We start from the raw sequence: 14,627 nt of genomic DNA on the forward strand, positions 1-14,627 counted from the left end.
GCATCTAAAAAGTAAAAGAAAGAATGAATTCCTACAAAAATCCATTGGAAGAGCGTTACTCCAGCCAAGAAATGTTGTTTAACTTTTCTCACAACAACAAATTCCAGAATTGGAGAAAGCTTTGGATCGCTTTGGCTGAGATTGAAAAAGACTTAGGTCTTGACATCACAGACGAGCAAATTGCAGAGTTGAAAGCCAATGTTGACAATATCGATTACGATAAAGCAGCAGAATATGAAAAGAAATTCCGTCATGATGTTATGGCTCATGTTCACGCTTATGGTGATGTGGCGCCTTCTGCAAAAGGAATTATTCACTTGGGAGCAACTTCAGCTTTTGTAGGAGATAATACAGACTTAATTCAGATCCGTGACGGACTTTTAATTTTAAAGAAAAAGTTGGTTAATGTGATGAAAAATCTGGCTGATTTTTCAATTCAATATAAAGATCTTCCGACTTTAGGATTTACACATTTCCAACCAGCTCAGTTGACAACCGTTGGAAAAAGAGCAACTCTTTGGTTACAAAGTTTGGTTCTTGACATCGAAGAACTTGATTTCTTCTTAGAAACATTAAGATTCAGAGGGGTAAAAGGAACGACAGGAACTGCTGCAAGTTTCCTTGAACTTTTCAACGGAGATTATTCTAAAGTAAAACATTTAGATAAAGAATTATCAAAAAGATTCGGTTTTGAGAAAGTTTTCGGAGTTTCCGGACAGACTTACGACAGAAAAATTGATGCAAAAGTGGTTGCTTTATTAGGAAATATCGCTCAATCTGCACATAAATTCACCAACGATTTACGTCTTCTTCAAAATTTGAAAGAAGTTGAAGAACCATTCGAGAAAAACCAAATCGGTTCATCGGCAATGGCATACAAGCGTAATCCAATGAGAAGTGAAAGAATCGGAGCGTTGGCAAAATACGTTATGTCTTTAACGACAAGTTCTGCAATGGTTGCTTCAACTCAATGGTTTGAAAGAACATTGGATGATTCAGCAAACAAAAGATTAACGATTCCACAGGCGTTTTTAGCCGTTGATGCAATTTTATTGATCTGGAACAACATCATGAACGGAATCGTGGTATATCCAAACAGAATCAACAAACATATTATGGAAGAACTTCCTTTCATGGCGACAGAATACATCATCATGGAAGAAGTGAAAGCTGGTGGCGACCGTCAGGAAATCCACGAAATAATCAGAGTTCACTCAATGGAAGCTTCTAAACAGGTGAAAGAAGAAGGGAAGGAAAACGATCTGATCGAAAGAATCTTAAACGATCATTCTTTAAAACTTGATAAATCAAAATTAAAAGAAGTTCTCGATCCGAAAAACTTTATCGGTTTTGCACCTATTCAAACGGAAGAATTCATCGCAAATGAAGTTCAGCCTATTTTGGATGCCAACAGCGAATTGATTGGTTTAGAATCTGATCTGAAAGTATAAATTACATGCAGTCTCTGGGCTGCATTTTTTACTTTGTCAAAATTGAAATGTTTGACAAGGTGTTAAGAAGTGAAATCATTTTTATGGCAGCTTTATCCGCCCTCCACTCCCAATCTTTTTTGTTTTTCTTAAAACAAAAAAGGATTTCCGTTCAGGTCGGGCTGCGAGGTTTGTCATTGATTAAATTTCAGTCAAAAAAATAAAAATAAATCTAATAAATATCTGACATCTAATGTCTCAAAACAAAAGAATTTTCGTAGAAAAAAGAGGAATTTTCGATGTAGAAAGTCCAAAGATTTTTGATGAAGTAAAAGCGGTAGTTCCGTCGATCAAAAATGTAAAAGTGTACAATGTGTACGATATTTTCAATTTGAATGATGGTGAGTTCGAAAAGGTAGTCAACAGTACTTTCGTAGACCCTGTTACTGACATTTTAATCGAAGAAAATCCCGCACAAGGCATTTATTTCGCATTAGAATTTTTGCCGGGACAATATGATCAGCGTGCCGATTCTGCTCAACAGTGTATCGCTTTACTGACTGAAAATGAGAAATCTAAAGTAAGAAGCGGTAAACTAATCGAATTTGAAGGCATTTCTGAATCTGATTTAGCAAAAATCAAAGACCTTCTCATCAATAAAGTAGAATCTCAGGAAAAAGATTTATCAATTTTAAATATTCCTGCAGAAGAAACTCCGTCAAAGGTTTTGGTTCATGAGAATTTCATCAATTTTGATTATGTTCAGTTGGAAGAATTCTTTAATAATCACGGTTTTGCATTAGGATTGGATGATTTAAAATTTATTCAGGAATATTTTAAAACTGAACAGAGAAATCCTACTGAAACTGAATTGAAAGTTTTAGACACGTATTGGAGTGATCATTGCCGTCACACAACGTTTGAAACAGAATTGTCAAATATTGAGTTTGAAGGACAGTTTAAACATACATTGGAAACTATTTTCAATGATTATATTGAAAAAAGAAAATTCTTAGGACGCGAATTGAAGCCAATCTCTTTAATGGATTTGGCAACAGTTTGCGGAAGATATTTCCATAAAACAGGCAACCTGGAGAACTTGGTGGTTTCTGACGAAATCAATGCTTGTACGATCCAGATCGAAGCTGAATACGATGGTAAAAAAGAACCGTGGTATTTATTATTTAAGAATGAAACACACAATCACCCAACGGAAATTGAACCTTTTGGTGGTGCTTCAACGTGTTTGGGTGGCGCGATCAGAGACCCTTTGTCCGGACGTTCTTTCGTTTTTCAGGCAATGAGATTGACGGGTGCTGCTGATGTTTTGGAATCAGTTGACAAAACTTTACCAGGCAAATTACCTCAAAAAACAATCACTAAGCAAGCTGCAAATGGCTATTCTTCTTACGGTAACCAAATCGGTTTGGCAACTACAATGGTTTCTGAAATCTACGATGAAGGATACAAAGCAAAAAGAATGGAAGTCGGTTTCGTAACCGGCGCAGTTCCTGTTGATTGGGTAAGACGTGAAAAACCTGCAAATGGGGATTCTATTATCATTTTAGGGGGTGCAACAGGTCGTGACGGTGTTGGTGGAGCAAGCGGAAGTTCGAAAGAACAGGACGAAACTTCTATCCACACAATGAGTTCTGAGGTTCAGAAAGGAAACGCCGTTGAAGAACGTAAAATCCAGAGATTATTCAGAAATCCTGAAGTGACAAGATTGATTAAAAAATCAAATGATTTCGGTGCTGGTGGTGTTTCTGTAGCAATCGGTGAAATCGCTGATTCTTTGGAAGTTAATCTGGATGTTTTACCTTTAAAATATGAAGGTTTGAACGGAACTGAGCTCGCTATTTCTGAATCTCAGGAAAGAATGGCGGTTGTGGTTGAACCGAAAGATAAAGAACAGTTCATCAAGTTCTGTGAAGCTGAAAATATCGTGGCTGTAGAGGTTGCAAAAGTGACAGATTCAGGAAGAATGCAGATGTTCTGGAAAGGTGATAAGATTGTTGACCTTTCAAGAGAATTCTTAGATACGAATGGTTGTTCTAAAAGTCAGGAAGCTAAGATTACCCATCTTAATGAAGTAAAAGAAGAAACTCCGATTTTCAACGAAGAGAATTTCCTGAAAATATTATCAGATAAAAATGTTGCTTCTCAAAAAGGTTTATTGGAGATGTTTGATTCATCAATCGGAGCAACTACTGTTGCGATGCCTTTAGGTGGAAAATATCAGCAGACTTTGATGGAAGGAAGCGCTCAAACGCTACCGATTTTGGGAGCAAAAGATATTGAAACCGTTTCCTTTGCAAGTTGGGGATTTGATGCTGAAATTTCAAAGCAAAACTCGTTACTGGGAGCTTCTTATGCAGTCGTTGAAAGCGTTGCAAAAATCGTTGCGATGGGCGGCGATTATAAAAATATAAGATTCAGTTTCCAGGAATATTTCGAGAAATTAGGTCAGAATCCTGAAAAATGGGGCAAGCCTTTGGCTTCTCTTTTGGGTGCTTATGATGCGCAGATTAACTTTGGTTTGGCTGCCATCGGAGGTAAAGATTCAATGAGTGGAACATATCAGGATTTGAATGTTCCCCCAACGTTGATTTCATTTGCTTGTGCTAACGGAGAAAAGAAAAATGTCATCTCTCCGGAATTTAAACAGGCAGGAAATAAACTGTATTTCTTCAATCATATTCCACAGGAAAACGGACTTCCTAACTATGAAAATCTGAAGGCTGTTTTTGAATTGATTTTCGAAAATATCAAGGCTGGAAAAATCATTTCAGTGAAGACAATTAAAGAAGGTGGAGTTGCAGTTGCTCTCGCAAAAATGAGTTTTGGAAACAGATTGGGAGCTGAAATTAATATTGCTGATGAGAACGTTTTATTGGCTAAAAATATTGGAAGTCTAATTATAGAATCGGCAGAAGATCTAAGTTCTGTTGATCTTCAATTAATCGGTGAAGTTAAAAATTCAAATATTTTGAAAATCAATGATTTGAATTTTGAAATCGAAAAATTACTTGAGTCAAATACAAAAACTTTTGAAAACCTATTCTCAACAGTAGAAAAAGAAAAGATAACGGTTGAATTAGATCCAAAACTGAACTCAATCAATCCAAGAAATATCATTATTAAAAAACATGGAATTGCTCAGCCAAGAGTTTTTGCACCGGTTTTCCCGGGAACAAATTGCGAGTACGATACTCTGAATGCCTTCCAAAAAGAAGGGGCAATTGTAAGTAGTCTGCCTTTGATTAATATCAATCATCAGTTGCTTGACGAGAGCATTGATGCATGGGTGAAAGAAATTAAAAAGTCACAGATTTTAGCATTCTCCGGAGGGTTCTCTGCGGGTGATGAACCAGATGGTTCTGCTAAATTTATTGTGAATGTTTTGAAGAATGAAAAGATGAGAAATGCCGTTCACGAATTGCTTGATAGAGACGGAATGATTATCGGAATCTGTAACGGTTTCCAAGCCTTAGTGAAATCTGGGTTGTTACCTTACGGAAGAATTAAGGAATTAGATGAAAATTCTCCGACATTGGCTCACAACGCGATTAGAAGACACATTTCTCAAATGGTAAACGTGAAAGTTCTGAATGACGAATCACCTTGGTTGAAAGGAATGAAAGATCAAGTCTTCACAATCCCGATTTCTCACGGTGAAGGTCGTTTTATGGCTTCGGAAGCGGAAATTCAGAAGTTGTACGAAAACGGACAGATTGCTACTCAATATTTAGATTTAGATGGAAACATCGCTCACGGAATGCCGTTCAATCCAAACAACTCATTGTTTGGAATTGAAGGAATCACGAGTCCAGACGGAAAAATTTATGGTAGAATGGGACACCCGGAACGTTTTGCGGAAGGTTTAATGAAAAATATTCCAACTGCGAATTACCACAACATCTTTAAAAACGGAGTTGAATACTTCAAATAAAAATAATAAGAAAACGGCTGTCATCAATGGCAGCCATTTTTCTGATTTGTCTGGATTCTACGAAGAAGTATCTCAAGTTTTGATGAAAGAAGCCGACTGGAAAGTTGGAACTTTGGATGGTTTTGATGATATACTTTATGGAGGTTTCGGAGTTTTTGAAAGTAAAGATGAAATTGAAATCATTTGGAAAGATTCTCAAAAATCAAAAGAAAAGTTAGGCTTAGAAGCAACCAAAGAATTCTACGAGAATAAAATTAAACAGGGAAAACCTTTCAATATCAATTTAGCTCAGGAAAAGCTTGATGATTTGATTGCAGGAAACGGACAAACCTTATTTGAAATCTTAGTTGAAATTATAGAATCACATAAAAACATAACTTTAGTTTTAAATTAAAAAATGAAGAAGAAAATGATGTATGGATTATTTTTCGGTGACAGTGTAACTTACGGCGAATACGACGGCGTGTTTGGAGGCTGGGTTGATATTCTTAAAAGATTTGCTTTACAGAAATACAATGAAGGAAGCAGTGAACTGATCCTTTTTAATTTGGGAATTGGTGGTGAAACATCAGAAGGTTTAGTCAAAAGAATTCAGCATGAAATGTCAGTTAGAAATGCGGAGGATGGAAATGTAGTTTTTCTCGGCTATGGTGCTAATGATTTGGTTGTGAAAGATGGAAATCAAATCGTAAATCCTAGACAATTTAAAGCTAATATTGAAAAGGCAATTCAACATGCAAAAGTATTTTCAAAAGAAATTTATCTGGTAAGTATTCTTCCTGTTTCAGATAAAATTAATGGTGAAATTTCTGTAAGCGGAAAAGTGAGAACGAACGAAGATGTATTGGTTTACAATCAAATTCTGAAAGATATTGTAGCAGAAAACTCTTTGAATTACATTGATTTTCATTCAGCGTTTTTAGAAGACAAAGAGATTTTACTTTCCAAAGATGGTGTTCATCCCAATGAAAAAGGATATGGGATGATGGCTGAAATTGCTATTCCAATTATTGAAAAATACTTATAATGCCGCATTTATTTTCTTACGGAACCTTACAGAAAGAGCAGGTTCAGCTCGAAACTTTTGGAAGATCCTTAAAAGGTGAACATGATATTCTTATCGGATATCGCTTAAAAATGTTGGAAATTACAGATCCTGAAGTTTTAAGGAAAAGCAATCAGAAATACCATCCGATTTTAGAATTTTCAGGAAATACTGAAGATGAAGTAAAAGGTGCTCTGTTTGAAGTGAGCGAGGAAGAAATTCTTAAAGCTGATGAATATGAGGTGGACGATTATAAAAGAATTGAAACTGTTTTTAAATCCGGAAAAAAAGGATTTATCTATATTGGAAAATAGGTTTAAAAGTTCTGTCTATTTCAACGATTGAAGCGGGAAAAATCTGTGAAGATCTGTGGGAGCTAAAATTTAACCAAAAATATACTTCCAGTATACAAAAATTCCAACCACAACAGATGCTACAGCAATCAAAGTCACTGCTCCAGCTGAAACATCTTTAATAAAACCTATTCTTTTATCAAACTCCGGATGTATGATGTCACAAATTTTTTCGATTGCTGTATTGAAAGTTTCGGCGGCTAGAACTCCGATAGAAACTGTTAAAACTAAAACAGTATCGATGTTGGAAAGTTTTAGATAAAAAATTAGAAAAATATTAATCAATAAAGCAGCAACTTCAATCTGAAAATTTCTTTCAGAGATAAGCATCAACCAAATGCCCCGAAAGGAGTTGAGGAAACTTTTATGGATGGGAGGTTTTCTCATTTTTAAAATTGATGCTTAGCAAAGATAGTGGATTAAATATTTCAAAAAAAAAATAAATTCTTTTGATGGATGTTAATAACTCTCAGTATTATTCTTTTCTATCTGTTTTCTATTTGTTATATTTGTAAAAACTTATTTTTAAATCTATGAAATTTATTATTTCAAGTGGTGAACTGCAGAAAGCATTGCAAACTGTAAGTGGCGTAATATCAAGCTCTCAATCGAGACCGATTTTAGAAAACTATCTTTTTGAGTTAAACGAAAATAACCTTACCATTACAGCGTCTGATGGCGAAACAACTTTGGTAACTTCATTGGATGTAAAGTCTGATGATGCAGGTAAATTTGCGGTTCCTGCCAAAATTTTTCAGGATTTTATCAAGACTTATGGCGAACAGCCGCTAACACTTGTTGTAAAAGACAATGCTGAAGGTACTGGTAGCCAGCTTGAGATTTTAGATGAGAAAGATAATTTTGCCGTTGCATTAGACAACGCAGACGATTATCCTGAACTTCCGGAATTTGAATCTGCTCAAAGCGTGACAATGCCTGCGGGAGTTTTATCTGAAGCTTTAACGAATACACTTTTTGCAACAAGTAATGATTCTCTTCGTCCGGTAATGACAGGAGTTTTGTTCCAGTTTGGAGAAAATGAAACGAATTTTGTTTCTACAGATTCTCACAGATTGGTAGTGTACAAAAGAACAGACCTGATGAATGCCGAGCCAATGGAATTCATCATGCCTAAAAAACCTCTGAATATTTTCAAAAATATTTTAGCAAGTTCAAACGAAGACATCACCATCGACTTCAACGAAAACATGGCTAAATTTACTTTTGGAAAACACGTTTGGATTTGTAGATTAATCGATGGGAAATATCCAAATTATACTGCGGTAATCCCTAAAGAAAACCCGAACGTTTTGACGATTAATAGAAACTTGTTGTTAGGAGCAATCAAAAGAGCTTCTATTATGTCAAACAAATCGACAAATCAGGTGAGATTTAAATTGTCAGCTAACATTCTTCACCTTCATGCAGAAGATACAGAATACGCAAACAAAGCAGATATGCAGATTCCTTGCGACTATAACGGTGAAGATATCAACATCGGTTTTAGTTCTAAATTTTTAACTGAAATGTTAGGTATTTTGAGTGCAGACGATATCACGATGAAAATGTCTCAGCCCAACAGACCAGGAATCATTGAGCCGCTTGATGGTCTTGAAGAAAACGAAAATATCTTAATGTTATCAATGCCGGTTATCGGATTGTAAGATTATTTTAAATAAATTCTAAAAGAGGTTGATTTTTCAGCCTCTTTTTTGTTTTTTAGGGTCAGTTGAAAGGTTAAAAATTTCTCTGTTTCTCAAAAAAACACGACATTTGTAACCTGAAAAAATTCAAAATAAATTTTCAAAATTAAAGGATGAAAATATCAAATAACTGGCTGAAAGATTACATCAAAACAGAACTGAAATCTGAAAGAATAGGAGAGTTTCTTACAGATATCGGTCTTGAGGTAGAAGGAATAGAGAAATTTGAAAGCATCAAAGGAAGTCTTGAAGGTGTCGTTGTAGGAAAAGTTTTGACCTGCGAAAAGCATCCTAATGCCGATAAATTAAAGAAAACAACCGTAGACGTTGGAAACGGAAAAGTTTTGAATATCGTTTGTGGAGCTCCTAATGTTGAAGAAGGACAAACGGTTCCTGTTGCAGTTGTGGGAACTAAAATCTACGATAAAACCGGAAACTTTTTTGAAATCAAAGAAGCTAAAATCAGAGGTGAAGTTTCTCAAGGGATGATTTGTGCTGAGGACGAATTAGGTTTAAGCGAAAATCACGGCGGAATCATGGTTTTAGATGAAACCAAATATGAAGTCGGAAAGAATTTTTCAGATTATTTTGAACTGACAAATGATGAAGTGTTCGAAATTGGTTTAACGCCAAACAGAACCGATGCAATGTCACATTATGGTGTTGCAAGAGATTTGTATGCCTTTCTTTCAACAAATCAGCAAAAAGGTGATTTTGAAAAAGTATCTTCAGTTGCTTTAAATAATGAAGGAACGCACGAATTTACATTGGAAGTTGAAGACGCTGAATTAACTCCAAGATACATCGGAGCGGTGATTGAAAATGTAAAAGTTGCAGAATCTCCTTCTTGGTTAAAAAACAGACTAAAAGCAATCGGTTTGAGCCCGATTAACAATATTGTAGATATTACCAACTATATTCTTCATGGTTTCGGTCAGCCGCTTCATGCTTTTGATGCAGATAAAATTGCAGATAAAAAAGTGAAAGTAGGAACTGTTGCCGAAGGAACAAAATTCACCACTTTAGATGGTGTTGAAAGAACATTAAACGGTTCTGAAATCATCATCAAAGACGGACAAGATAATCCGATGTGTATTGCCGGAGTTTTTGGTGGTGCCAATTCTGGAGTTTCTTCTGAGACTAAAACAATCTTCTTAGAAAGTGCTTATTTCAATCCGGTTGCGATAAGAAAAGCGGCAAAAGCGCATGGTTTAAATACTGATGCTTCTTTCAGATTTGAAAGAGGAGTTGACCCTAATATCACAAGAACAGCCATTACTCATGCCATCACGATGATTCAGGATTTGGCAGAAGGGAAATTGGTTGGAGATCTTTTGGAAGAATATCCGAAGAAAATCGAAGATAATTATGTGATCATCAGATTCTCAAAAATCGAACAGATTTTAGGAACGAAAATTCACAGAGAAAAAGTAAAAGAAATTTTAAAAGCGCTTGAAATTCAAGTTTTAAATGAAATTCAAAATGGTTTTGAAATCTCTGTTCCTGCTTACAGAGCAGATGTGACAAGAGAAATTGACGTTATTGAGGAGATTTTAAGAATCTACGGATACAATAAAATCGAAGCTCCGCAAAAGATTGCATTTACCCCAGTAAAGCTCAATGCAAAAGATCAAGACGAGCTAGAGAATAATTGGGCGAGAACTTTACAGAGCTTAGGTTTTAATGAAGTGATGAACAATTCTTTAACTTCTGTGAAAGATGAAACAGATGCAGTGAAACTGTTGAATCCTTTAAGCAATGATCTTGCATTTATGAGAAAGTCTTTATTAGAAGGGCTTTTACAGAATGCAATCTACAACATCAACAGAAAAAATCAGGATATTAAGTTCTTCGAATTTGGAAAAATTTACCATAAAAAAGAAAAGTACGAGGAAAGAAAACAATTAGCCATTTTAGTAAGTGGAAGAAATGTTTCTGAAAACTGGTTACAGCCAAAATCTGCAACAGATTTCTATAACTTGAAAGCTTTTGTGAAAGTTTTATTGGAAAGATTAGCTATCGACTATAAAGAAGTGGCTCTTTCTGATGATAGATTTTCTGATGCTCTGACTTATGAATCTGAGGGCGAAACTTTAGTAAGAATCGGAAAGGTAGCTCCTCAAATGCTTAAAGATTTTGATATTGATCAGGATTGTTTTTATGCAGAAATTGAATTGGAGCTGGCTCAGAAGTTACGTTTTAATAAAGAATTGAAATTTAATGATATTCCGAAATTCAACAAAATCAGAAGAGATCTGGCGTTGTTGATTGATAAAAATATTACGTATCAGGAATTATATCAGACAGCTAAAAAGAACAAGTCTCCTTTTATTAAAAATGTCAATTTATTTGATGTGTACGAAGGGAAAAATCTTCCGGAAGGCAAAAAGTCTTATGCAATGAGTTTTGAATTGTTAAACGAAGAAAAAACTTTAGAAGAAAAAGAAATTTCTGCAGTAATGGATTCTTTAATTAAATCTTTCCAGAAAGAATTTAATGCTGAATTGAGGTCTTAAGAAAACAACTTTTCAACGATACAATATAACGGGCTTTTGTCCGTTTTTTTATGGAATCTTATTTATAAATAATTCTAAACAATAATATTTCCGTAAATTTGGTTTAAATCAAAAAGAAGAATGTAACAATTGTTTCATTTGACTTTCAAATAATAAAAAATCTAAAATGAAAAAATTCTTTTTAAGTTTATGTGCGGTTGCTGTTTTGGCATCGTGCGGAACAATGTCAAATACATCATCATCTAAAGTCGGAAAGGCTCAGCCATCAATTTCTAACACAAAATGGACTTTAGCCGATAATGTAAAAGGTAAAATACCGACATTACAGATTGAAGGCACGAAAGTAAACGGAAACGCAGGATGCAACAGTTATTTCGGAACTTTGTCTACTGATGCGGCTTCAGGAACTTTTACAGCATCTCAATTGGGTTCTACCAGAATGGCTTGTGATAATATGAGCGTAGAGCAGAATTTTATGAGCATGATGGGAAAAGTGAATAAATATGTGGTTTCAGGAAATACGTTAGAATTGTACCAGGATAATCTTTTATTGCTTAAATTTAATAAAGCTGAATAAAAATAAAAAAGGAACTCAAATTTTGAGTTCCTTTTTTTATGAGTAATAAATTCTTATTCTTCGTCTTCCTCGTCGTCGTATTTCGCCAACTCTTCATCACACCATTTGAATGCAGCCTCTACTACTTTTGTAGCTTCATCTGCCATAGTTTCTTCATCGTCTCCTTCTAAATCATCTAACCATTCAACTTCCTCTTCCTCAACATTCAAAATGAATCTAGGATATTCTGTGTGAACTACAAATAAATCTTCAGGAAATTCCGAATTGTCTGCTAATAAAAACTTTGGTAATTTCATTTTTTTTAATGTTTAAACTTTCTCAAAGATAAATAAAATTATTGGTATTTGTTCTTGTCTATTTTAATTTTTTGCAAAACTTTATACGTTGTGATGGTCGTTTTCTGTAATGTATCCTGTGGTTTGAAAGTGAGTTTAACTTTAGGATTAACAGTGCTTATTAGCTCTGCAATCTGCACTTTTTCAAGATCTTCCATATCATCCAAATAAAATAAAAGTGGTGAATTTTCTAATTTTTCTAATTTTAAAAATCTAGAAATTTCTTTTCTGTTTTCTAAGTAAAAACCTTTTGAAAGCCAAGTAAAAGCCATTCCTGATAAAAGACTTAATATCCCAATTGTATAAGTTTTTAATCTGAAAATTTCAAAAACTTTTTTCAAATAAACCAACCATATAGGAAAAGTAAAAGGTGCTAATAAGCGATAATCTAAAGGATCAATCCCATAAAAATACTGTACAAAATAAGAACAAATAATTCCCGAAACGCCAAGCAGAATGATAAACTTTTCAGTTTCGATAAGTTTGTTTTTTAAGAATAAAAATATAATGAGAAGTACGTTTAAGATTCCTATTCCGTAAATTCCATAATTAATAATTCCTCCATTGGGATTAGACATGTGAATGAATGGGTTGAATGAGGTTGCTAATCCTTGGAAGAGTTCCGTAAGAAGTTGAGATGTAGGTTTCAGACCAATTTCTAAAACTTGATTCACATAATTTTTGTTGAATTGATCTATAAATAAAAACTTGTACAAAACAATGTATATAACTGCCAAAGATGCAGAAGTAATAAAGATCATCGCATAATTTTTTCTGAATGATAAAAGTCCAAATAATCCTACACCTCCAATCATGAAAAGAGCACTATATCGAATATTAAAGATTAAAATTAAAGACAATGTCAGGTAGAGAATGCTTTTTGTTTTTGTCCATTTTTTTTGAATGATACAATTTGACACATACATCAAAATAAAGATAAAAGACAACATTAAACCTTCACTTAAAGTCGCTGAAAATATGCTGACAAAACTTAGAAATGAACAAACAACAATAGATTCTTTGAGATAAAAATCTTTTTTCCACGCAAAGATAATAATCAAAAGAAATGAGATGATTCCTACAATCTTACTACTCCAAAATTCATCAAAAGCAAAGTAGGTGAAAAATCTGATGCTCAAAGGATAACCTAATGGAGTAATTGTATTATCTATCGTTGGTAAAGCATCTGCAAATCGCATGTACCGAATAGAATCGGGTGTTACTCTTCCTTTTTCATTTAATAAAAAACGCAAAATGGTCATCACTAAAGTAATGATGACCATTGATATTTGAATGTATTTTTCTTTAAGTTTCATCAGGTTGCATTAGATTGCAGCCAAATTTATAACTTAAAATTCACAACTCATAATTAAGAGGCTATTTTGAAAACATTTTTGCCACTTTTTCTGCTTTTTTGCTTTCAGAATAGTCATAAAAACCTTCTCCGGATTTTACTCCCAGTTTTCCGGCCATTACCATATTTACCAATAATGGATTCGGAGCATATTTTGGATTTTTGAAACCGTCGTACATTACATTTAAAATTGCCAAGCAAACATCAAGACCAATGAAATCAGCTAACTGTAAAGGTCCCATTGGATGCGCCATTCCTAATTTCATAACGGTGTCAATTTCTTCTACTCCTGCAACGCCATTATATAAAGTTTCAATTGATTCATTAATCATTGGCATTAAGATTCTGTTGGCTACAAATCCCGGATAATCATTCACTTCTACAGGAACTTTTCCTAAGTTTTTGCTCATTTCGTAGATAGCATCAAAAGTATCCTTAGAAGTAGAGTAACCTTTGATGATCTCAACCAATTTCATAATAGGAACCGGATTCATAAAGTGCATCCCGATTACTTTATCAGCTCTTTTTGTTGCAGCTGCAATTTTAGTAATAGAAATTGAAGAAGTATTGGTAGACAAAATACAATTTTCAGGAGCAAATTCATCCATCTGAGCAAAGATTTTCAGTTTTAAATCCTGATTCTCTGTAGCTGCTTCCACCACTAAATCTGCATTGGTAACCGCATCTTTCAACTCGGTGAAAGTTTTAATGTTTCCTAAAGTTTCTGATTTTTGTTCTTCTGTAAGGTTTCCCTTTGCAATTATTCTGTCAAGGTTGGTGGTGATGGTTTTCAATCCTCTGTCTAAAGCATCCTGAGAAACATCTACCAAATTTACACTAAAACCGCTTTGTGCGAAGGTATGTGCAATACCATTTCCCATGGTTCCAGCCCCGATAACTACAATGTTTTTGATCATTTTAATTGTTCTTTTTTATGTGGAATTAAATTTTTTAATTGGGTTAAATCATTTTTCTTCACAAGTTCAGAGCTTGTGAAAAAAATAGTTCCGCCACTGTTTTTGTCTCTTGAGTCATTTTGCGAATTTACAGTCGTTTCCAAACCTTTCACAAATTTCATTCTTTTACTTTTTGGAAGTGCGTCAATCCCTATATACAGTGCAAATTCACCTTCTCTTCCTAAGCCGGATTGTCTGAAAATCTCAACTTTTTTTGCTTTAGATTTACCTTGAAAACTTTCAATGTAATTCATCACAGGAGCAGTGGAAGGAGTTCCGCAACACATGCTGCCGTAACTCAGTTTTAGATAGCTTTCACTTTTCTGTGCAAAAAAAAGTGTATAGCTAAATAGTGCAAATGTTAATATTATTTTTTTCATAAAATTTGTTTTAAAAATAAGCTTTA

The 14,627-nt window shown here is 34.3% G+C and carries 13 protein-coding genes; 8 read left to right on the forward strand and 5 right to left on the reverse strand.

What is annotated here, in order from left to right; all coding sequences use genetic code 11:
- Window positions 1-23 precede the first annotated feature (23 nt).
- The 5 genes from purB (at window position 24) to MQX03_RS00645 (ending at window position 6,741) form a co-directional block, all read left to right on the forward strand.
- Window positions 24-1,451, forward strand: coding sequence for an adenylosuccinate lyase (gene purB, locus MQX03_RS00625; protein ID WP_242800567.1), 1,428 nt, complete (start codon window positions 24-26; stop codon window positions 1,449-1,451).
- 232 nt (window positions 1,452-1,683) lie between these two features.
- Window positions 1,684-5,382, forward strand: a complete 3,699-nt coding sequence (locus MQX03_RS00630) for a phosphoribosylformylglycinamidine synthase (protein ID WP_242800569.1) — start codon at window positions 1,684-1,686, stop codon at window positions 5,380-5,382.
- Window positions 5,366-5,776 carry a ribonuclease inhibitor gene (locus tag MQX03_RS00635; protein ID WP_242800571.1) on the forward strand — a complete coding sequence of 137 codons (411 nt, stop codon included), beginning with the start codon at window positions 5,366-5,368 and terminating at the stop codon, window positions 5,774-5,776. The genes MQX03_RS00630 and MQX03_RS00635 overlap by 17 nt, the downstream gene beginning before the upstream one ends.
- Before the next feature lie 3 nt (window positions 5,777-5,779).
- Entirely contained in the window at window positions 5,780-6,409 is a 630-nt protein-coding gene (locus tag MQX03_RS00640; protein WP_242800573.1) for an SGNH/GDSL hydrolase family protein, read from the forward strand.
- Entirely contained in the window at window positions 6,409-6,741 is a 333-nt protein-coding gene (locus MQX03_RS00645; protein WP_242800575.1) for a gamma-glutamylcyclotransferase family protein, read from the forward strand. The genes MQX03_RS00640 and MQX03_RS00645 overlap by 1 nt, the downstream gene beginning before the upstream one ends.
- 69 nt (window positions 6,742-6,810) lie before the next feature.
- Here the strand turns inward: MQX03_RS00645 and MQX03_RS00650 are convergent, their stop codons facing one another.
- On the reverse strand, window positions 6,811-7,167 hold the full coding sequence (locus MQX03_RS00650; RefSeq protein ID WP_242800577.1) for a diacylglycerol kinase: 357 nt from the start codon (window positions 7,165-7,167) through the stop codon (window positions 6,811-6,813).
- Window positions 7,168-7,313: 146 nt separating this feature from the next.
- On the opposite strand from MQX03_RS00650, the gene dnaN reads away from it, so the two are divergent.
- From dnaN to MQX03_RS00665, 3 genes are all read left to right on the forward strand, one after another.
- A complete protein-coding gene (gene dnaN, locus MQX03_RS00655) occupies window positions 7,314-8,444 on the forward strand; it encodes a DNA polymerase III subunit beta (protein ID WP_129536631.1) in 1,131 nt (376 codons plus the stop codon).
- 152 nt (window positions 8,445-8,596) lie between these two features.
- Window positions 8,597-10,999 (forward strand): phenylalanine--tRNA ligase subunit beta, encoded by a 2,403-nt coding sequence (gene pheT, locus MQX03_RS00660; RefSeq protein WP_242800579.1) that lies wholly within the window; start codon window positions 8,597-8,599, stop codon window positions 10,997-10,999.
- Between the two features lie 166 nt (window positions 11,000-11,165).
- Complete coding sequence (locus MQX03_RS00665) at window positions 11,166-11,576, forward strand: META domain-containing protein (RefSeq protein WP_242800581.1); 411 nt, start codon at window positions 11,166-11,168, stop codon at window positions 11,574-11,576.
- A gap of 53 nt (window positions 11,577-11,629) precedes the next feature.
- On the opposite strand, the gene MQX03_RS00670 is transcribed toward MQX03_RS00665, so the two are convergent.
- The 4 genes from MQX03_RS00670 to MQX03_RS00685 form a co-directional block, all read right to left on the reverse strand.
- A complete protein-coding gene (locus MQX03_RS00670) occupies window positions 11,630-11,872 on the reverse strand; it encodes a hypothetical protein (protein WP_129536633.1) in 243 nt (80 codons plus the stop codon).
- A 38-nt stretch (window positions 11,873-11,910) separates the two neighbouring features.
- A complete protein-coding gene (locus MQX03_RS00675) occupies window positions 11,911-13,227 on the reverse strand; it encodes a hypothetical protein (RefSeq protein WP_242800583.1) in 1,317 nt (438 codons plus the stop codon).
- Window positions 13,228-13,288: 61 nt separating this feature from the next.
- On the reverse strand, window positions 13,289-14,179 hold the full coding sequence (locus MQX03_RS00680) for a 3-hydroxybutyryl-CoA dehydrogenase (RefSeq protein ID WP_242801132.1): 891 nt from the start codon (window positions 14,177-14,179) through the stop codon (window positions 13,289-13,291).
- Window positions 14,179-14,601 carry a hypothetical protein gene (locus MQX03_RS00685; protein ID WP_242800585.1) on the reverse strand — a complete coding sequence of 141 codons (423 nt, stop codon included), beginning with the start codon at window positions 14,599-14,601 and terminating at the stop codon, window positions 14,179-14,181. Before MQX03_RS00685 ends, MQX03_RS00680 begins: the two co-directional genes overlap by 1 nt.
- Between the last annotated feature and the right edge of the window lie 26 nt (window positions 14,602-14,627).

The sequence above is a fragment of the Chryseobacterium aahli genome, from assembly GCF_022699665.1.
GTDB lineage: Bacteria > Bacteroidota > Bacteroidia > Flavobacteriales > Weeksellaceae > Chryseobacterium > Chryseobacterium aahli.

What these genes read in the sequence shown, in the direction of transcription:
- purB (WP_242800567.1), top strand. Translation starts at nt 24, where the DNA reads ATGAATTCCTACAAAAATCCATTGGAAGAGCGTTACTCCAGCCAAGAA.
- MQX03_RS00630 (WP_242800569.1), top strand. Translation starts at nt 1,684, where the DNA reads ATGTCTCAAAACAAAAGAATTTTCGTAGAAAAAAGAGGAATTTTCGAT.
- MQX03_RS00640 (WP_242800573.1), top strand. Translation starts at nt 5,780, where the DNA reads ATGAAGAAGAAAATGATGTATGGATTATTTTTCGGTGACAGTGTAACT.
- MQX03_RS00645 (WP_242800575.1), top strand. Translation starts at nt 6,409, where the DNA reads ATGCCGCATTTATTTTCTTACGGAACCTTACAGAAAGAGCAGGTTCAG.
- MQX03_RS00650 (WP_242800577.1), bottom strand. Translation starts at nt 7,167, where the DNA reads ATGAGAAAACCTCCCATCCATAAAAGTTTCCTCAACTCCTTTCGGGGC.
- dnaN (WP_129536631.1), top strand. Translation starts at nt 7,314, where the DNA reads ATGAAATTTATTATTTCAAGTGGTGAACTGCAGAAAGCATTGCAAACT.
- pheT (WP_242800579.1), top strand. Translation starts at nt 8,597, where the DNA reads ATGAAAATATCAAATAACTGGCTGAAAGATTACATCAAAACAGAACTG.
- MQX03_RS00665 (WP_242800581.1), top strand. Translation starts at nt 11,166, where the DNA reads ATGAAAAAATTCTTTTTAAGTTTATGTGCGGTTGCTGTTTTGGCATCG.
- MQX03_RS00670 (WP_129536633.1), bottom strand. Translation starts at nt 11,872, where the DNA reads ATGAAATTACCAAAGTTTTTATTAGCAGACAATTCGGAATTTCCTGAA.
- MQX03_RS00675 (WP_242800583.1), bottom strand. Translation starts at nt 13,227, where the DNA reads ATGAAACTTAAAGAAAAATACATTCAAATATCAATGGTCATCATTACT.
- MQX03_RS00685 (WP_242800585.1), bottom strand. Translation starts at nt 14,601, where the DNA reads ATGAAAAAAATAATATTAACATTTGCACTATTTAGCTATACACTTTTT.